This window comes from Rhodococcus sp. SORGH_AS_0303, assembly GCF_030819335.1.
GTDB lineage: Bacteria > Actinomycetota > Actinomycetes > Mycobacteriales > Mycobacteriaceae > Rhodococcoides.
In genome coordinates this window covers 1,995,301-2,013,303 of record NZ_JAUTBO010000001.1, presented here as the reverse complement: position 1 = coordinate 2,013,303, position 18,003 = coordinate 1,995,301, and the positions used below count along the sequence as shown (strand labels likewise).

Genomic DNA, 18,003 nt, shown 5'->3' with positions numbered 1-18,003 from the left:
ACGCGTCAGAGCGCGCCGGTGTCCGGCTTCGTGCCCGTGATCATCACGTTGTAGAAGTAGCCACGGGGCACGACGTGGTGCAGCACGTTCTCGTCGAGCCAGGACAGTGACTTCCAGCCGTTGAACGCGAACCTCGCCCAGCCCCAACCCAGCTTCTCCGCCGGCACCGCCGCCTCGAAGGTGCGGACCGGCCAGCCCAGCAGCGCTGCGGCGAACTCCTCGGTCTTGGCCTGCACGTCGTCCGCACCCGCGGCGACGGCGATGTTCTCGAGCTCCGTCGGGTCGAAGGTGTGCAGATCGACGACGGCCTCGAGTGCCGCGGCACGGGACGACTCGTCCAGCTCCTGCTGCGGGCGACGCCAGTCCGCGAGGAACGGCAACCGCGTCGTGCGGGTCGTGGCCTCCCACGTGAGACGCCCCAGCCACCGCGCGTAGAAGTTGCCCACCGTCGTCGGCTCGCCCGCGAACACGAACCGGCCGCCGGGCTTGAGCACGCGCAGCACCTCGCGCAGAGACTGCTCCACGTCCGGGATGTGGTGCAGCACCGCGTGACCGACGACGAGATCGAACGTGTCGTCCTCGTACGGGATGGTCTCGGCATCGGCGACGCGGCCGTCCACGTCGAGGCCCAGGTTCTCGGCGTTGCGCAGCGCGACCTTGACCATGCCCGGCGACAGGTCCGTGACCGACCCGGTCGCGGCGACGCCGCTCTGCATGAGGTTGAGCAGGAAGAAGCCGGTACCGCAGCCCAGTTCCAGCGCGCGACCGTACGGCAGGGCCTCGGATCCGGCCACCGCGTCGAAACGGCCGCGGGCGTAGTCGATGCAGCGCTGGTCGTAGGAGATCGACCACTTGTCGTCGTAGGTCTCCGCTTCCCAGTCGTGGTAGAGCACCTGGGCCAGCTTGGTGTCCGACCGTGCGGCCTGCACTTCCTCGGCACTCGCGTGCGGGCGCGGCGCCGGATCCGACGGTGCGGTCGAGGCGGCGGTGTCGGTGTGCGGTTCACGAGCGGTCATGGAAGGGAACCCTATCTGAACGAGTGCGGGAGGCTAGTTGCCGGTGAAGTCGGCCTTGCCCGGGCCGTTCTCGAGGAACGACGCCATGCCGATCGCGCGGTCCTCGGTACCGAACAGCGAGGCGAAGACGTGCGCCTCGATCTTCAGGCCCGTCGCGAGGTCGGTGTCCAGACCCTCGTCGATGGCCGCCTTGGCTGCGGCGAGGGCGCGCGAGGCACCGCGGACGAACTGACCGGCCCACGTGCGCGCCGCCTCGTACACGGCATCGGGGGCCACCACCTCGTCCACGAGACCGACGGCAAGCGCCTCCTCGGCCCCGACGAAACGGCCGGTGAACACCATGTCCTTCGCGCGGCTCGGGCCGATCAGCCGGGCGAGTCGCTGGGTGCCGCCACCGCCGGGAATGACGCCGAGCAGCACCTCGGGGACGCCGAGCTTCGCGTTGTCGCCCGCGATGCGGCGATCGGCACCGAGGGCGACCTCCAGACCGCCGCCGAGGGCGTATCCGGTGATGGCGGCGACGGTGGGCTTCGGGATGGACGCGATCGCTCCGAGACCGGCCTGCAGAGCGCCGATCGCGTCGGTCATCTGACCCGCGGACATCTCCGCCATCTCCTTGATGTCCGCGCCGGCGGCGAACACCTTCTCACCGCCGTACACGATGACCGCCTTGACATCCGGATCCTCGGCGGCGGCCCGCGACACCTCGAGGAGCTCACCCTGCACCTGGCGGTTCAGAGCGTTCATCGGCGGCCGGGAGAGCCGGATGGTGCCGATGCCGTCGGTCAAGTCGAGAGTCACGAATTCAGCCATGGCCAGCACGCTAGCTGTTCGACGTCCGCTCGGTGCGTGGGGGGAGGTCGGCGCGATACTCGTCGGCGCCGTCGAAGTTCACCCGCACGGATCCACCCGATCCGCTGATGACGGGCTGCACCGGCGCCAGATCGGCCTCTGCGGCCATGGCCTCGGCCACCGACCCGTGACCGGCGAGATGCCGCAGGCACGCCCAGGTGGGCGGCATCAGCATGCGGTCGCCGCGACGGAACTCGTCGAGGGCATCCGCGGGCCGCACCCACGCGGCGTCGACGGCCTCGGACGTCTCGCCGTCGGGACGTTGCCCGGACGGGAGCGCCGCGACGAAGAAGCGGGTGTCGTACCGACGGGTCGTCTCGCCCTCGGGCGTGATCCAACGGGCGTGCGGGCGCAGCAGATCGGAGCGCACCACCAGTCGGGTCTCGGCCAGGAACTCACCGAAAGAGATCTCGTGCTTCTCGACGGCACGACGCCGGTCGGCGTGATCGGACGTGTCCGCGACGACGGTGTGCGCGTCGGGCCCGGCGAACAGGACACCGCACTCCTCGAAGGTCTCGCGCACCGCGGCGAGCACCAGGGCCCGCGCCGCGGCGTCGTCGTCGGTGCCGAACCGTACCGCCCACCACGCGGGTGACGGGCCGGCCCACCGGTCCTCCCCGTCCGCGGGCGTGCGATCGGTCGGATCCACACCGCCGCCCGGGAAGACCGTCATGCCGGCGGCGAACGCCATCCGTCCGACTCGCCGCTGCAGGAAGACCTCGAGCCCTGCCGGCGCATCGCGCAGCAGGATGACGGTGGAGGCGTCCCGCAGCGCGACCGGTTCGGTCACCGCGCTCGCCGATGGGACGACCGCGACCGCTTGCGCCGCGCGAAGAAGCGCCCGTCGGTGCGCTCGAGGGCGATGGCCTGACTGAACGCGGTGGACAGGTTCTCCTCCGTGATGACGTCGTCGATGAGACCCTGCGCCACGACTCCGCCCTCCTTGAGCAGCATCGCGTGGGTGAAGCCCGGTGGGATCTCCTCCACGTGGTGCGTGATCAGCACCGTCGCGGGGGCGTCGGGGTCGAGTGCGAGGTCGGTGAGGATGGCGACGAGATCCTCGCGGCCTCCGAGGTCGAGACCCGCGGCCGGCTCGTCGAGCAGCAGCAACTCGGGGTCCGTCATCAGAGCGCGGGCGATCAGGACACGCTTGCGTTCGCCCTCGGACAGCGTCCCGAAGGTCCGGCGAGCGAGATGCTCGATACCGGCCGTCTCGAGCATGTCGACCGCACGCTCGTCGTCCACCTCGTCGTACTTCTCACGCCAGCGACCGAGCACCGCGTACCCCGCCGACACGACCAGATCGGCCACCACCTCGTCGGACGGGATGCGTCCGGCGAGAGCAGAGGACGACAGGCCGATGCGCGGCTTGAGTTCCGAGATGTCGACGTGCCCGAGCGTCTCGCCGAGCACGTGCGCGGTGCCGGAGGTCGGGTAGATCTCCGCCGCGGCGACGCGCAGCAGCGTGGTCTTGCCCGCACCGTTCGGTCCGAGGACCACCCACCGCTCGTCCAGCTCCACGTTCCAGGAGACGGGGCCGACGAGGGTCGTCCCTCCGCGGACGACGGAGACATCGGCGAGTTCGACGAGCAGGTCTGGGTCAGGAGAGGACACGCCTTCCATCTTCCCGCACGCGCGGGGTGCATCCACGGCAGGATCAGCACGCGTGTCGCACGAACAGAACTCACCGAAGTCCGCCGCCGCGTCGGGCAGGCCCTTCCCGCTGGGCGCCCACCCCGTGGAGGGCGGCGTCTGCTTCGCCGTGCACGCACCCGACGCGCACGCCGTCGAGGTGTGTCTGGTGGACGGGTCGGGCCCCGACTCACGGGAGTCGCGTCACCTCCTCACCCAGCGCACGTACGGCATCTGGCACGGTGTGGTCGCCGAGGCCGGCGTCGGATCCGTCTACGGCTACCGCGTCTCCGGACCGTGGAATCCCGAGGCCGGTCACCGGTTCGATCCGAACAAGATTCTTCTCGACCCCTACGCACGGCGCATCGTCGGCAGCCTCGGCGACGCGCGAGCCCTCCTGCCGTATCGCGACGACCCGTTCGGACCGCAGTCGACGGTCGACTCGCTGGGACACGCTCCCCTCGCAGTGGTCACCGCTCCCCTGGCGGCCTCGGACGCACCGCGACTCGAGACCGACTGGGACCGCACCGTCGTGTACGAGGTGCACGTCGGGTCGTTCACCGGTGCCCATCCGGACGTCCCCGAGAATCTACGCGGCACCTACCTCGGACTCGTTCACCCTGCGGTGCTCGAGCACCTTCGTACGCTGGGTGTGACGGCGGTGGAACTGCTTCCGGTGCACGCGTGCCTCACCGAACCCGGTGTGCGCGCCCGAGGGATGCGCAACCACTGGGGCTACAGCACCGGCTCGTACTTCGCCGTCGAACCGTCGTACGCCTCGGTCCCCGGCGCCGAGGTCACCGAGTTCCGCACGATGGTGGACACGCTGCACGAGGCGGGTATCGAGGTGATCCTCGACGTCGTCTACAACCACACCTGCGAGGGCGGTGTCGACGGCCCCTCCCTCTCGTGGCGCGGCCTGGACGCGCGCGGGTACTACCTGCTGGACGCCCGCGGTCACGACATCGATCTGACGGGATGCGGCAACACCGTCGACGCCGCGTCCCCGGCCGTCGTCCGGATGGTCTGCGACTCGTTGCGGTACTGGGTCACCGAACTGGGGGTCGACGGCTTCCGCTTCGATCTCGCCAGCACTCTGGGCAGGCCGGGCGGATGGCGCTTCGATCCGCACGCCCCGATGTTGAGCGCCATCGCCGCCGACCCGATCCTGTGCCGTGCCAAGCTGATCGCCGAGCCGTGGGACGCGACCGGGCCCGGGTACCAGGTCGGCGGGTTCGGCGGCGTGTGGAGCGAGTGGAACGACCGCTACCGAGACACGCTGCGCCGCTTCTTCGCCGGGCACGGCGGTGTGCGTGAGCTGGCGTCCCGCCTCGCGGGATCCGAGGATCTGTTCGCGCCGACCGGACGCAGGCCGTGGGCGTCCGTCAACTTCGTCACCGCTCACGACGGCTTCACCGCGCGAGACCTGGTGTCCTACACCGCCAAGCACAACGAGGCCAACGGCGAGTCCAACCGCGACGGCACCGACAACAACCTCTCGGTGAATCACGGCGTCGAGGGCGAGACCGAGGACCCCGCCGTGCTCGCGGCGCGCGATCGACACGTGCGTGCGCTGCTGTCGACCCTGGCCCTGTCCACCGGGACACCCATGTTCCTGGCCGGCGACGAACTGGGACACACGCAGCACGGCAACAACAATGCCTACTGCGTGCCGCAGGGAACATCGGCCGCGGATGCGCACGCGATCGACTGGTCGAGACGGGACGACGCCCTGACGGCGACTCTGGGACGAGCACTGCGGCTGCGTCGATCGGCACCCGTTCTGCGCCAACAGGAGTTCTTCGCCGGTCGTGACACACCCAGCGGCGAACCGGATCTCATGTGGTTCGACCACGACGGGGCCGAGATCGTCGGCGATCGGTGGAACGACGATCACGCCCGTACCCTGCAGGCCTGGGTCGACGGATCCGACGTGCGCATCCCCGCGCTCCGACACGCAGGGGTCGAGGCGGAGACCTTCGATTCGGCTCTGCTGGTGGTGCACTCGGGAGGCGATGCGAACATCGTCCTCCCCGATCACCGTCGACACGGGCCGAACGAGGCTCCCGGCTACGTTCCCGTCTTCGACTCCGCGACACCCGACGGTCGACCGGTGGACGCGTCGCCCGTCACCGCGGGAAGCACCGTCCGAGTGGCCGGTCCGATCGTGCTCGTCTACATCTCGACGATCCCGTCCTGACTCAGGCGGTGCGCGGGACGTCCAGCTCGGCGATCACGGTCATCGACCCGGGGGCGACCTCCGTGTAACCCGCGTCCCGCACGCCGACGGCGGTGCCGCGCTCGCACTCGGCCACGAGGCGAGACCAGGTCTCGGCATCGGCATCACGGACGCTGACGGCCCACTGCGCGTCCTGCCACGCCCGGACGTCCTCGACCGTCATGGCACCGGCAGCGAGCATCACGGCGTGTCCCACCTGGGCGGCGGTCTTGCCGACGGTCATCTCGAGCTCCGCGTCCACCCAGAGCCGCACGGCACCCTCGGCGTGCGATCCCGGGTCGTCGGCCGGCAGGTCGGTGCCTCCCACCTGGAGCTTGCGCAGCCTCGGGTCCAGATCACCCACACGGCACGGCACATAGGCCCGAGCCGACGCCCCGCCCACGTCGACGGTCACGCCGTCCACCTCCTGCGCCGCCGTCCACTGCGCGCCCCGCGCGCGACGGGACACCTTGCGGATCCGCGCACCCAGCCACGCCGTGTACTCCTCGTGCCAGGGACCGCCCGGGGCGATGCGCTCGTCCAGGCACACCTGCAGCGTCGCGGACGCCGCCGCGGCCAGCAGGTCGGACCGGGCCGGCGGATCGACCTTGGGGATGTGGAGCACCAGCGGCATCGCGCGCACGTCGGCAGGATCGGGCGGATCGACTCGCGAGCCGTAGGAACCGGCCGCACTCGTCCCGGCCACCAGCACCGCGTGGCGCTCCTCGAGGGTGGACGGCCGGACGTCCTCCAGGGGACCCTCGTCGATCACGGGATGGGGATGCGGCGAACCCCGCCGTCGAGGGAGTCGGCGGCCTCGATCTCACTGCGGGTGACACCGAGGACGAAGAGCAGCGCGTCGAGGAACGGATAGGACAGCGCCGCGTCCGCGACCTCGCGCAGCGCCGGCTTCGCGTTGAAGGCGATGCCGAGACCCGCCGCGGTGAGCATGTCGATGTCGTTGGCACCGTCGCCGACCGCCACCGTCTGCTCCATCGGCACGCCGACCTGTGAGGCGAACTGGCGCAGCGCCACCGCCTTCGCCGCGCGATCGACGACATCGCCGATCACGCGCCCGGTGAGCTTGCCGTCGACGATCTCCAGGGTGTTCGCCTTCACGAAGTCCAGTTCGAGCTCGTGCGCCAAGCCCTCGATCACCTGCCGGAAACCGCCCGACACCACGCCGCAGTGATAGCCGAGTCGTCGCAACGTCCGAATGGTGGTGCGCGCGCCCGGCGTGAGCTCGAGATCCTCGGCGACGTCGTCGATGACCGATGCGTCCAACCCGGCCAGGGTCGCGACTCGACGGTGCAGTGACTCCGCGAAGTCGATCTCGCCTCGCATGGCCGCCTCGGTGACGGCTCGGACCTCGTCCTCGACTCCGGCCCGCGCCGCGAGCATCTCGATGACCTCGCCCTGCACCAGCGTCGAGTCGACGTCGAACACGATGAGGCGCTTCGCTCGACGAGCCAGTCCGGACCGTTCGACGGCGACGTCGATACCGACTCCGGCAGCCACGGTCGCGAGCGCCGACCGCAACGCCTCGTCGGCCTCGTCGCTCGACAGCCCGCCCTCCTCCTGCGGACGGGCCGAGACCAACAGCTCGAGTCCCGTCACCGGGTAGTCGGCGATACCGCGGATCGAGTCGATGTTGGCGCCCTGTCGCGCGAGTTCGCTCGACAGCACGCTGATGGCTCGCGCGGTGACGGGCCGTCCCAACACGACGACGACGTGGGTGGAGAGGGGCGAACGACCGTGCGCTCCCCCGACCTCGACGTCGACGTGGACACCCACCGTGCCCATGGCCTCCTCGAGGTGCTCCTGCAAACTCTCGACGTCCCCGGGGCAACTGCCCAGGACACCGAGCGTCAGGCGACCGCGAATGACCACCTGCTCCACGTCCACGACGCTGACGTCGTGTCGCGCCAGCGAGGCGAAGAGCACGGATGTGACACCGGGCTTGTCACCGCCGGTGACCGTCACGAGCACGGACGTCGGCGGGGGTGGTGTCTCCACCATCGAGGTATCTCCTTGTCACACGAAAAGCCCCTCACCGTGAGGAGAGGGGCTCGTCGCTGGAACGGTCGTGGAACGAGAGGACTACTTGTCGCGGTCGCCCGAACCTTCGTGATCGCTGGTCGCGATCGGCGCGCGGCGTGCCTGCTCGAGCACCTCGGTGGTCTTGCCTCCACCGTGGCCCGGTCCCACATGCGCTTCGTCTCGCATGCGTTCGACCATGTGCGGGTAGTGCAGCTCGAACGCGGGGCGCTCGGAGCGGATGCGCGGGAGCTCCACGAAGTTGTGGCGCGGCGGCGGGCAGCTGGTCGCCCACTCCAGGGAGTTGCCGTAGCCCCACGGATCGTCGACCGTGACGACCTCGCCGTAGCGGTAGCTCTTGAAGACGTTCCAGAGGAACGGCAGCGTCGAGGCGCCGAGGACGAAGGCACCGACCGTCGAGATCGAGTTGAGCACCGTGAAGCCGTCGGACGGGAGGTAGTCCGCGTAGCGACGCGGGAATCCCTCGGCGCCGAGCCAGTGCTGCACCAGGAACGTGGCGTGGAAGCCGACGAAGGTGGCCCAGAAGTGCCACTTGCCGAGAGCCTCGTCCATCATCCGGCCCGTCATCTTCGGGAACCAGAAGTAGATACCGGCGTAGGTCGCGAACACGATCGTGCCGAACAGCACGTAGTGGAAGTGCGCCACCACGAAGTAGGAGTCGGTGACGTGGAAGTCGATGGGCGGGCTGGCGAGCAGCACACCGGACAGACCACCGAAGAGGAACGTGACCAGGAAGCCGACCGAGAACAGCATCGGCGTCTCGAACGTCAGCTGGCCCTTCCACATCGTGCCGATCCAGTTGAAGAACTTCACACCCGTCGGGACGGCGATGAGGAACGTCATGAAGGAGAAGAACGGCAGCAGCACCGCACCGGTCGCGTACATGTGGTGGGCCCACACGGCGATGGACAGCGCCGCGATGGCGATGGTGGCGTAGATCAGGCCCGTGTAACCGAACAGCGGCTTACGGGAGAAGACCGGGAAGATCTCCGACACGATGCCGAAGAACGGCAGCGCGATGATGTACACCTCGGGGTGACCGAAGAACCAGAACAGGTGCTGCCACAGCAACACACCGCCCGTGGCCGGATCGAACAGGTGCGCACCCAGGTGTCGGTCGGCCGCCAGTCCCAGCAGTGCCGCGGTGAGCAGCGGGAAGGCGAGCAGCACGAGGATCATCGTCACGAAGATGTTCCAGGTGAAGATGGGCATCCGGAACATGGTCATGCCCGGGGCACGCAGGCAGATGACCGTCGTGATCATGTTCACGCCACCGAGGATGGTGCCGAGGCCCGAGAGCGCGAGGCCCATGATCCAGAAGTCCGCGCCCACGCCCGGCGAGTGCACGGCGTCGGTGAGCGGCGTGTAGGCCGTCCAGCCGAAGTCTGCAGCGCCCCCGGGGGTGATGAAGCCCGCCGAGGCGATGAGTGCGCCGAACAGGTACAGCCAGTAGCTGAACGCGTTCAGACGTGGGAACGCCACGTCGGGCGCACCGATCTGCAGCGGGAGGATGTAGTTGGCGAACGCGAACACGATGGGCGTCGCGTACAGCAGCAACATGATCGTGCCGTGCATGGTGAAGAGCTGGTTGTACTGCTCGTTCGACAGGAACTGCATGCCCGGGAGGGCGAGCTCCGCACGCATGAGCAGTGCGAGGACGCCACCGAACAAGAAGAAGCCGAACGACGTGACCATGTACATGATCCCGAGCGTCTTCGGATCGGTGGTCGTCACCATCTTGTGGATGAACGATCCCTTGGGCCCCATACGGGGCGGGTACGGCCGTGAAGCCGTCAGCTCGGGGACTGGCTGGGGCGCTAGGGCAGTCACTGATCCTCCTGAAAGCGCGTCTCCCCGTGCCCGAGGTGGACGCATGAAATTCGTGCGCTCTATGGATCGTAACCCCATGACACACGAACTGCGGCACGGGTCCTACGAAGTGTCGTACTTCCACCCGGGTGTCGCATTTTCCGGCCCGCGGGAGGCCCTCTTCCGAAGGCCTCCACGACCGGAGCACGGCCTGCCCGCCACTCGCCGAGCGACCGGCTTCCGGACTGCCCGTAAGGTCTCGGCCATGTCGGATCGCTCTCGTCGTCACGCTCGATCGGTCGTCGCCCTCGCGACGATTCCCGCGATGCTCGCCCTCTCTGCCTGCGGCGACACCTCGAGTGACGACGCCTCCACCATTGTGCGGACCACCACGAACGTGGCCGGAGCCGGCGTCGTCGGCATCGAACGTGACACCGCCGGCCTGTGCGCGCTCCCGCAGCCGGTCGACTCGGTCGGTCAGCAAGGTGACACCCGGCTCGTCGTCGGCAGCGGCCGTGCGACCACGGTGCCCGCCGATCCGCAACGTGTCGTGGTTCTCACCATGACGGCACTCGACGCGTCGTGCGCCGTCGGCACCTGGGAGCGCGTCGTCGGCGCACCCACGGCGCCGCTCGCTCCCACCGCTCCCCCGTCCGGCCTGCTGCGCCCGGACTACCTCGGCACCGGCATCGCCGAGATCGCCGGCGTCGGACCCGAGGGCTCCCCCGACGTCGACGCGATCCGAGCACTGGCTCCGGACGTCATCATCGGCGGCGACGCCCTCGACCCCGCCGTCACCGCGCAACTCGACGGCATCGCCCCGACCGTTCTCACGCGCGCGTCGTCGTCGTGGCTCGAACGGTCCACGCTCGCGGCCGCGGCGATGGGACGACGTGACGCCGCCACCCGTGCGACGGAGCAGTACCGCGCACGCGCCGAGACCGTGGGCCGCGAGCAGAACTCCCGCATCACCGAGGCGTCTCTCGTGCGCTTCGGCGCCGACGGCACACAACTGCTCGGCGACGACAGCTTCGCGGGGCAGGTACTCGCGCAGGCGGGCGTGCGACGACCGGGGCCTCAGCTAGGCGAGACCCGCGCACTCCCGCAGGACGATCTGTCCGACGCGGAGGGCGACCTGATCTACGTCATGTTCGACGGACAGGCGGGGCTGGAACGCGGCACCGAGGTCATGGACTCGGACGCCTGGAAGGACCTCGGCGCCGCGACGGACAGTCGCGTGTTCAGCGTCGACGACACGGTGTGGTCGGGCGAGGGCCTCGTGGCTGCGGGCGCGGTCCTCACCGACGTGTCGAACACGCTGAACGGCTACGTCTGACGCGTCGGCGGTAGCGTTCCGGGAGTGCCGATACCCGAGTTCATCACCACCCTGCGCGCCAAGATCGATCACGATCCGCTCTGGCTCTCCGGTGTCAGTGCCGTCGTGCTCGACGCCGACGATCGGCTGCTGCTGACGCGTCGCAAGGACAACGAGCTCTGGGCCGTGGTGTCCGGCGTCCTCGAGCCCGGCGAGGAACCCGGACCGGCCGCCCTCCGGGAGATCCTGGAGGAGACGGGCGTGACGGCCGAGCTCGTGCGGTTGACGAGTGTCGACGTCACCGAGCCCATCGTCTACCCGAACGGCGACCGCACCCAGTACCTCGACGTCTGCTTCCTCGCCCGGTACGTCGCCGGCGAGGCGCGGGTCGCGGACGACGAGAACCTCGACGTGCAGTGGTTCGCGCGCGATGCGCTGCCCGCGGACATCACCGACACCTCGACTCTCCGCATCGCGAAGGCGCTGGACCACGGCCCGGAGGCCTGGTTCCGGCGGTAGGTGGCGCCGGACCGTGCCGTCCTGCCGCGTCCTGTGTGCACCGCTGCTCAGTGTCCGGCGCGCCCGCACACCCTCACCGATTTCGGCCACCTTCACCGGTCACAACCGGTGAAGGTGGCTACAACCGTTGCAGGAGGGCGCAACGGCGCACGTGCTCCGGTTTCCGCAACCCGCTCCTGCTACAACCGAAGCGGTTTGCGGGAACCGAAGCACCTCGCACTCGAGACGTGCTCACCAGACATGACTCAGGGCACCACCCGCAATGCGGACGGTGCCGTGAGGTGAGGTGGGTCAGAAGTCCCAGTCGTCGTCCTCGGTGTTGACTGCCTTGCCGATGACGTACGAGCTGCCCGAACCCGAGAAGAAGTCGTGGTTCTCGTCGGCGTTGGGTGAGAGCGCCGACAGGATGGCCGGGTTGACGTCGCACTCGTCTTTCGGGAACAGGCCCTCGTAGCCGAGGTTCATGAGCGCCTTGTTCGCGTTGTAGCGCAGGAACTTCTTGACGTCCTCAGTGAGGCCGACCTCGTCGTAGAGGTCCTGCGTGTACTCGGTCTCGTTCTCGTACAGCTCGAAGAGCAGATCGAACGTGTAGTTCTTCAGCTCCTCGCGCTCGGCCGGCGAGCGGGTCTCGAGTCCGCGCTGGTACTTGTAGCCGATGTAGTACCCGTGCACGGCCTCGTCGCGGATGATCAGGCGCACGAGGTCGGCAGTGTTGGTGAGCTTGGCCCGCGAGGACCAGTACATCGGCAGGTAGAAGCCCGAGTAGAAAAGGAACGACTCGAGCAGGGTCGAGGCGACCTTGCGCTTGAGCGGGTCGTCGCCCTTGTAGTAGTCCATGACGATGGACGCCTTGCGCTGGAGATTCGGGTTCTCCTCCGACCAGCGGAACGCATCGTCGATGTCGCGCGTGGAGCACAGCGTCGAGAAGATCGACGAGTAGGACTTGGCGTGCACCGACTCCATGAACGAGATGTTGGTGTACACCGCCTCCTCGTGCGGAGTGATGGCGTCCGGGATGAGCGACACGGCGCCGACGGTGCCCTGAATCGTGTCGAGCAGCGTCAGACCCGTGAAGACGCGCATGGTGAGCTGCTTCTCGTGGTCCGTCAGCGTGTCCCAGGACGGGATGTCGTTCGAGATCGGCACCTTCTCGGGCAGCCAGAAGTTGCTGGTGAGCCGATCCCAGACCTCGGAATCCTTGTCGTCGACGACGCGGTTCCAGTTGATCGCGGAGACGCGATCGATGAGCTTGAGCGGCGTTACACCAGCCGGGCTGGGAGCGTTCCGTGCGACCGTCATTTCATCCCCATCGTATGTGTGAGCGAGTATCGGGGTCCGCTACAACAATCTAGGCGAATCACTGGCGTGCGTTGCACGGACGGCACTAGATCTTGCAAAGTCTCCACACGCATGTCGCGGGAGCTTGAACGGGTACAACTTCAGGGTAGCTCACAGCCACGTAATCTGCGTCAGGCTGGGCCCATGAATTAAGTAGTCTTCGACTAAGCCAGAAAGCGCGAAAATGCCTGCAACACAAAGAAGGCGGTGACGAAGCGATTGCTTCGTCACCGCCTTCACCGGCGTTAGACGCGCTGGGTGATCGTTCCGTCGGGATTTCGCCTAGCAGTCGACTCGGTCACAAACCTTCCGGTTGATGCCGACCTGCTGACCGACGTGCCGTTGGACGTTCCCTTTCCGACGCGTTCGGTCGTCGTCTTCGACGGCCACCGCGCGGCGGCCGCTCGACTGACGAAACGGCCCGTGCCAGCACTTCTACTTACCGATCGAGCCATAAGGCTCACCTCCAGGGGAGGTTGCGCCCCAGCAGGAGGCCCGACGGCGTGCCGGAAGTCTGCTCCTGTAACCTTGAGATCCCTAGAGGGTGGTCTCAGTTCGCTGGGGCTAGAGGGGTCGGGCATGACAGTGCCCGGCCCCTCACATCTTTGTCAGGTCACAACATGCAGCTGACGCAACCCTCCACCTCGGTCCCCTCAAGGGCCATCTGGCGCAGCCGGATGTAGTACAGCGTCTTGATTCCCTTGCGCCACGCGTAGATCTGCGCCTTGTTGATGTCGCGGGTGCTCGCGGTGTCCTTGAAGAACAGCGTGAGGGACAGGCCCTGGTCGACGTGCTGCGTCGCTGCCGCATACGTGTCGATGATCTTCTCGTAGCCGATTTCGTACGCGTCCTGGTAGTACTCCAGGTTGTCGTTGGTCAGGTACGGCGCCGGGTAGTAGACGCGGCCGATCTTGCCTTCCTTGCGGATCTCGATCTTCGACGCCACCGGGTGGATGGAACTGGTGGAGTAGTTGATGTACGAGATGGAGCCGGTCGGCGGGACGGCCTGCAAGTTCTGGTTGTAGATGCCGTGCTGCTGCACCGATGCCTTCAACTCGACCCAGTCGTCCTGCGTCGGGATGCTGATTCCCGACTGGGAGAACAACTCTCGGACACGCGCTGTCTTGGGCTCCCAGGCGCGCTCGGTGTACTTGTCGAAGAACTCGCCCGACGCGTACTTGGACTGCGGGAAGCCTCCGAAGTAGCTGCCGCGCTCCTTCGCCAGACGGTTCGAGGCCCGCAGCGCATGGAACAGCACGGTGTAGAAGTAGATGTCGGTGAAATCGACACCCTCCTCGCTGCCGTAGTGGATGCGCTCACGAGCGAGGTAGCCGTGCAGGTTCATCTGGCCGAGGCCGATGGCGTGCGAGGTGTTGTTGCCCTGCTCGATGGACGGCACCGAGTAGATGTGGGTCTGGTCCGACACGGCCGTCAAGCCGCGGATGGCGACCTCGATGGTCTGCGCGAAGTCGGGCGAGTCCATGGTCTTCGCGATGTTCAGCGAACCCAGGTTGCACGAGATGTCCTTGCCCACATGGCTGTACGAGAGATCCTCGTTGAACGTGGACGGCGTCGAGACCTGCAGGATCTCGGAGCACAGGTTCGAGTGCGTGATCTTGCCCTCGATGGGATTTGCCCGGTTCACCGTGTCCTCGAACATGATGTACGGGTAGCCCGACTCGAACTGCAGCTCGGCGAGGGTCTGAAAGAACTCGCGCGCCTTGATCTTCGTCTTACGGATGCGTGCGTCGTCGACCATCTCGTGGTATGTCTCGCTGACGTTCACGTCGGCGAAGGGCTTGCCGTAGATGCGCTCGACGTCGTACGGCGAGAAGAGGTACATGTCCTCGTTCTTCTTCGCCAGCTCGAACGTGATGTCCGGGATGACGATGCCGAGGGACAGCGTCTTGATGCGGATCTTCTCGTCGGCGTTCTCGCGCTTGGTGTCGAGGAACTTGTAGATGTCCGGGTGGTGCGCGTGCAGGTACACCGCGCCGGCGCCCTGCCGCGCTCCGAGCTGGTTCGCGTACGAGAACGAGTCCTCGAGCAGCTTCATGATGGGGATGACGCCCGACGACTGGTTCTCGATGCGCTTGATCGGCGCACCGGATTCACGAATGTTGCTGAGCAGCAACGCGACTCCGCCACCACGCTTGGACAGCTGCAGTGCCGAGTTGATGGAGCGACCGATGGACTCCATGTTGTCCTCGATGCGCAGGAGGAAGCAGGAGACGGGCTCGCCGCGCTGTTTCTTGCCCGAGTTGAGGAACGTGGGAGTTGCCGGCTGGAAGCGGCCGGCGATGATCTCGTCGACCAGGTCGGTCGCGAGAGTCTCGTTGCCGGCGGCAAGCGTCAGCGCGACCATGCACACCCGATCCTCGAAGCGCTCCAGGTAGCGCTTCCCGTCGAACGTCTTGAGTGTGTAGGACGTGTAGTACTTGAACGCACCCAGGAAGGTGGGGAACCGGAACTTCTTGGAGTAGGCGTGCTCGATCAGACCCTTGACGAAGGATCGCGAGTACTGGTCGAGAACCTCTGCCTCGTAGTAGTTCTCCTCCACCAGGTAGTCGAGCTTCTCGTCGAGGTTGTGGAAGAAGACCGTGTTCTGGTTGACGTGCTGCAGGAAGTACGCCCGCGCGGCGTCCCGGTCCTTCTCGAACTGGATCTCGCCGTTCGGCCCGTACAGGTTGAGCATCGCGTTCAGAGCGTGATAGTCGAGCTCCGAGTCGTCACGGCGCGACACGGCGGGAGACGAGTCGGTGATGGTCGGTGCCATGTGCGTACTCCTGAGATCGATGATGGGCGGTACTGGTGCGGACGATCAGATGGTGCAGGTCGCGTCGAGCCGGTCCCAGAACTCGGCGAGTCCGGTGCGGACCCGCTCCACGTCCTCCGGGGTACCCATGACTTCGAAGCGATAGAGGAACGGGACCTGACATTTTGCCGAGACCACGTCCCCGGCGAAACAGTACGAATCGCCGAAGTTGGTGTTGCCCGCGGCGATGACGGCGCGAATGAGGGACCGGTTGTGCTCGTCGTTGAGGAACCGGATGACGGGCTTGGGGACGTAACTCGTGTCGCGCCCCAGCGCGGTGGTGCCGCCGCCGTAGGTCGGGAGGATCAGGACGTACGGACGGTCGATCTCCACGTCGTCGCGGGGATAGCGAACGGGGATGCGCGTCGCGGGGATCTCGAGCTTCTCCACGAACCGGTGGGTGTTCTCCGAGACGCTCGAGAAGTAGACCAGCGATTCGGACACGATGCTCCATCCTCCGCCGACTCTGCGCACTTCTTCGACATTCGCGACGGCGCGGACCGGGTGGGTCGGCCGTCAGCGGTGAGTCGGGAACTCACCCGAGCCGGCCTCCTCGTCGGAAGGCGCGGCGGACGCGCTTCAGGCAGCGGCGGTGACGAGGGTCTTGATGCGGTCGGGACGGAAGCCGGACCAGTGGTCCTCGCCTGCGACGACGACAGGTGCCTGCAGGTAGCCGAGCGCCATGACGTAGTCACGTGCCTCGGGATCCTGCGAGATGTCGATGACGTCGTACTCGATGCCCTCTTTGTCGAGAGCGCGGTACGTGGCCTTGCACTGCACGCAGGCGGGCTTGGTGTAGACGGTGACGGTGGTGGCGCTCATGAATCCTCTTCTCCGCATCCTGTGTCCGGATGCGCTCGCTGTTCGCCCGAGAGCTGTCCTGCACTGCTGCTGTGGGATCGCACTGGAGAAAGCGAGACCCGCCGACTCTGCCGTGCACACCACTGACAACGTGTCCGAGAGACCGGGCCGGACCCGCATCCACCCCTCCGAAAAGGGGGTGATGCGGGCCTCGAGCCGTTGTGGCCTCTCGGTGTTCAAGACACTACACCTAGTGTCCGACAGTGCAAGGCAACACCACACTTTGTAATGACACTGGTGGAATTACCTGGTCGGACCCGGAAAACTCCGGCGTGTCGCGACCCCTCGGGCGCGTCGCGAGACCGCGCTGCGGACGGGGCCTCGAGCCTCAGGCGTCGACGAGCTCCGCGCGGGTGAGCGCCGTGACTACCTCGGCGATGTCCGCGGCGATCTGTGAGTTGTCACGGGGATGGCCCCCGTCGATCGCGGCCACCACGCCACCGATGGCGAGATCGACGTCGTCGAGCACGCTCGCGCCGGCGATCCGCGCCGCCTTCTCCGTGTCCTCCTTGGCCCACCGGGCGCCGTTCGAGCTCGGCGAGGAACTGATGACGGCGGTCGGCTTGGTGGAGATGGCGCCGCTGCCGTAGGGGCGGGAGAGCCAGTCGATGGCGTTCTTGAGTACTGCGGGGATGGTGCCGTTGTACTCGGGCGTGAGCAGCAACACGGCGTCGGCGTCCTGGACGGCCGCGCGCAGAGCGGTCACGGTGTCGAGCGAGGCGACCGACTCGGGGGTGTCGATGTCCTCGTTGTAGAACGGAAGGCCTCCGAGGCCCTCGTGAATGACGACCTCGACGCCCTCGGGTGCGACGGACGCGGCGGTCTCGGCGAGACGACGGGTGATGGAGGCGGCGCGGAGGCTGCCGACGAGTGCGATGACGCGGCTCATGGGTGGGTCCTTTCGACGAAGTGTGTCCGTGATCTACAACCGGACCGTAGTCCACTTTCTTCCGTGACGCGCTATCCTGACGGTGTGACACATGCCCCTCTGCCGATGGCGGCCGACGACAGCGAGCGCTGCGACGCCGCGCGCAACCGCCGTCTGCTCCTCGACGCCGCGATCGGGCTGGTCGACGAGCGCGGAGCGGACTCCGTCACCATGGACGCCGTGGCAGCCCGCGCAGGTGTGGGCAAGGGCACCGTGTTCCGTCGGTTCGGCAGTCGTGCGGGTCTGATGTTCGCTCTTCTGGACCACACCGAGACCGAACTCCAACAGGCCTTCCTCTTCGGTCCTCCCCCGCTGGGCCCCGGCGCACCACCGCTCGATCGACTCGTCGCGTTCGGCCGTGCCCGCCTCGACCTGGTCGCCGTGCAGGGTGAGGTGCTGCGGGCAGCCGAGAACTCGCCCGTCTCGCGCTTCTCCGCGCCCGCCCACGCCGTCGGCCTGACCCACGTGAGCACACTGCTGCGGCAGATCGGCGTGTCGGGCGATGTCACGTTGCTGGCCTACGCGCTGCTCGCCCCGCTCGAGGCCACTCTGGTGCTGCACCTGCAACGCGACGCCGGAATGACCACCGAGCGCCTCGCCGGCGGCTGGGAGGATCTCGCCCGCCGCATCGCCTCCGCCTGA

16 protein-coding genes are annotated in these 18,003 nt (G+C 67.4%); 4 read left to right on the top strand and 12 right to left on the bottom strand.

All coding sequences use genetic code 11. The annotated features are described in order from the left end of the window. Positions 1 to 5: 5 nt before the first annotated feature. The 4 genes from QE449_RS09540 to QE449_RS09525 are packed head-to-tail and all read right to left on the bottom strand — an operon-like array spanning position 6 to position 3,491. Positions 6 to 1,016, bottom strand: a complete 1,011-nt coding sequence (locus QE449_RS09540) for a class I SAM-dependent methyltransferase (RefSeq protein ID WP_027507036.1) — start codon at positions 1,014 to 1,016, stop codon at positions 6 to 8. A gap of 33 nt (positions 1,017 to 1,049) precedes the next feature. Beyond that, positions 1,050 to 1,829: an enoyl-CoA hydratase/isomerase family protein gene (locus tag QE449_RS09535; RefSeq protein WP_027507037.1), complete on the bottom strand. Its 780-nt coding sequence runs from the start codon at positions 1,827 to 1,829 to the stop codon at positions 1,050 to 1,052. Positions 1,830 to 1,839: 10 nt separating this feature from the next. Then, positions 1,840 to 2,658, bottom strand: a complete 819-nt coding sequence (locus tag QE449_RS09530) for an NUDIX domain-containing protein (RefSeq protein WP_027507038.1) — start codon at positions 2,656 to 2,658, stop codon at positions 1,840 to 1,842. Beyond that, on the bottom strand, positions 2,655 to 3,491 hold the full coding sequence (locus tag QE449_RS09525) for an ABC transporter ATP-binding protein (RefSeq protein ID WP_027507055.1): 837 nt from the start codon (positions 3,489 to 3,491) through the stop codon (positions 2,655 to 2,657). The genes QE449_RS09530 and QE449_RS09525 overlap by 4 nt, the downstream gene beginning before the upstream one ends. A 43-nt stretch (positions 3,492 to 3,534) precedes the next feature. Here QE449_RS09525 and glgX point away from each other — a divergent pair, with 43 nt between their 5' ends. Then, the gene (glgX, locus tag QE449_RS09520; RefSeq protein ID WP_307108707.1) at positions 3,535 to 5,700 is read left to right on the top strand and encodes a glycogen debranching protein GlgX; all 2,166 of its coding nucleotides are present in this window, start codon (positions 3,535 to 3,537) and stop codon (positions 5,698 to 5,700) included. A gap of 1 nt (position 5,701) precedes the next feature. On the opposite strand, the gene QE449_RS09515 is transcribed toward glgX, so the two are convergent. From QE449_RS09515 to ctaD, 3 genes are all read right to left on the bottom strand, one after another. Continuing rightward, on the bottom strand, positions 5,702 to 6,490 hold the full coding sequence (locus QE449_RS09515; RefSeq protein WP_373428281.1) for a peptidyl-tRNA hydrolase: 789 nt from the start codon (positions 6,488 to 6,490) through the stop codon (positions 5,702 to 5,704). Further along, on the bottom strand, positions 6,487 to 7,737 hold the full coding sequence (gene serB, locus QE449_RS09510; protein WP_027507041.1) for a phosphoserine phosphatase SerB: 1,251 nt from the start codon (positions 7,735 to 7,737) through the stop codon (positions 6,487 to 6,489). The genes QE449_RS09515 and serB overlap by 4 nt, the downstream gene beginning before the upstream one ends. An 81-nt stretch (positions 7,738 to 7,818) precedes the next feature. Beyond that, a complete protein-coding gene (gene ctaD / locus QE449_RS09505; RefSeq protein ID WP_027507042.1) occupies positions 7,819 to 9,606 on the bottom strand; it encodes a cytochrome c oxidase subunit I in 1,788 nt (595 codons plus the stop codon). A gap of 244 nt (positions 9,607 to 9,850) precedes the next feature. Between ctaD and QE449_RS09500 the strand changes: the two genes are divergently transcribed. Together QE449_RS09500 and QE449_RS09495 are read left to right on the top strand one after the other, a co-directional pair. Further along, positions 9,851 to 10,921 carry an ABC transporter substrate-binding protein gene (locus QE449_RS09500; RefSeq protein ID WP_027507043.1) on the top strand — a complete coding sequence of 357 codons (1,071 nt, stop codon included), beginning with the start codon at positions 9,851 to 9,853 and terminating at the stop codon, positions 10,919 to 10,921. 24 nt (positions 10,922 to 10,945) lie between these two features. Beyond that, positions 10,946 to 11,419 (top strand): NUDIX domain-containing protein, encoded by a 474-nt coding sequence (locus QE449_RS09495; RefSeq protein ID WP_307108706.1) that lies wholly within the window; start codon positions 10,946 to 10,948, stop codon positions 11,417 to 11,419. A 291-nt stretch (positions 11,420 to 11,710) separates the two neighbouring features. On the opposite strand, the gene nrdF is transcribed toward QE449_RS09495, so the two are convergent. From nrdF to QE449_RS09470, 5 genes are all read right to left on the bottom strand, one after another. Then, complete coding sequence (gene nrdF / locus QE449_RS09490; protein ID WP_027507045.1) at positions 11,711 to 12,718, bottom strand: class 1b ribonucleoside-diphosphate reductase subunit beta; 1,008 nt, start codon at positions 12,716 to 12,718, stop codon at positions 11,711 to 11,713. Positions 12,719 to 13,370: 652 nt separating this feature from the next. Next, positions 13,371 to 15,533, bottom strand: a complete 2,163-nt coding sequence (nrdE, locus tag QE449_RS09485; protein WP_027507046.1) for a class 1b ribonucleoside-diphosphate reductase subunit alpha — start codon at positions 15,531 to 15,533, stop codon at positions 13,371 to 13,373. A gap of 45 nt (positions 15,534 to 15,578) precedes the next feature. Then, a complete protein-coding gene (nrdI, locus tag QE449_RS09480; RefSeq protein ID WP_037187075.1) occupies positions 15,579 to 16,016 on the bottom strand; it encodes a class Ib ribonucleoside-diphosphate reductase assembly flavoprotein NrdI in 438 nt (145 codons plus the stop codon). A 135-nt stretch (positions 16,017 to 16,151) separates the two neighbouring features. Further along, the gene (locus tag QE449_RS09475; protein ID WP_027507048.1) at positions 16,152 to 16,394 is read right to left on the bottom strand and encodes a redoxin NrdH; all 243 of its coding nucleotides are present in this window, start codon (positions 16,392 to 16,394) and stop codon (positions 16,152 to 16,154) included. Between the two features lie 367 nt (positions 16,395 to 16,761). Next, complete coding sequence (locus QE449_RS09470) at positions 16,762 to 17,322, bottom strand: NAD(P)H-dependent oxidoreductase (RefSeq protein ID WP_027507049.1); 561 nt, start codon at positions 17,320 to 17,322, stop codon at positions 16,762 to 16,764. 84 nt (positions 17,323 to 17,406) lie between these two features. On the opposite strand from QE449_RS09470, the gene QE449_RS09465 reads away from it, so the two are divergent. Further along, positions 17,407 to 18,003: a TetR/AcrR family transcriptional regulator gene (locus QE449_RS09465; protein WP_222649253.1), complete on the top strand. Its 597-nt coding sequence runs from the start codon at positions 17,407 to 17,409 to the stop codon at positions 18,001 to 18,003.

What these genes read in the sequence shown, in the direction of transcription:
- QE449_RS09540 (WP_027507036.1), bottom strand. Translation starts at nt 1,016, where the DNA reads ATGACCGCTCGTGAACCGCACACCGACACCGCCGCCTCGACCGCACCG.
- QE449_RS09535 (WP_027507037.1), bottom strand. Translation starts at nt 1,829, where the DNA reads ATGGCTGAATTCGTGACTCTCGACTTGACCGACGGCATCGGCACCATC.
- QE449_RS09525 (WP_027507055.1), bottom strand. Translation starts at nt 3,491, where the DNA reads ATGGAAGGCGTGTCCTCTCCTGACCCAGACCTGCTCGTCGAACTCGCC.
- serB (WP_027507041.1), bottom strand. Translation starts at nt 7,737, where the DNA reads ATGGTGGAGACACCACCCCCGCCGACGTCCGTGCTCGTGACGGTCACC.
- QE449_RS09500 (WP_027507043.1), top strand. Translation starts at nt 9,851, where the DNA reads ATGTCGGATCGCTCTCGTCGTCACGCTCGATCGGTCGTCGCCCTCGCG.
- nrdF (WP_027507045.1), bottom strand. Translation starts at nt 12,718, where the DNA reads ATGACGGTCGCACGGAACGCTCCCAGCCCGGCTGGTGTAACGCCGCTC.
- nrdE (WP_027507046.1), bottom strand. Translation starts at nt 15,533, where the DNA reads ATGGCACCGACCATCACCGACTCGTCTCCCGCCGTGTCGCGCCGTGAC.
- QE449_RS09475 (WP_027507048.1), bottom strand. Translation starts at nt 16,394, where the DNA reads ATGAGCGCCACCACCGTCACCGTCTACACCAAGCCCGCCTGCGTGCAG.
- QE449_RS09470 (WP_027507049.1), bottom strand. Translation starts at nt 17,322, where the DNA reads ATGAGCCGCGTCATCGCACTCGTCGGCAGCCTCCGCGCCGCCTCCATC.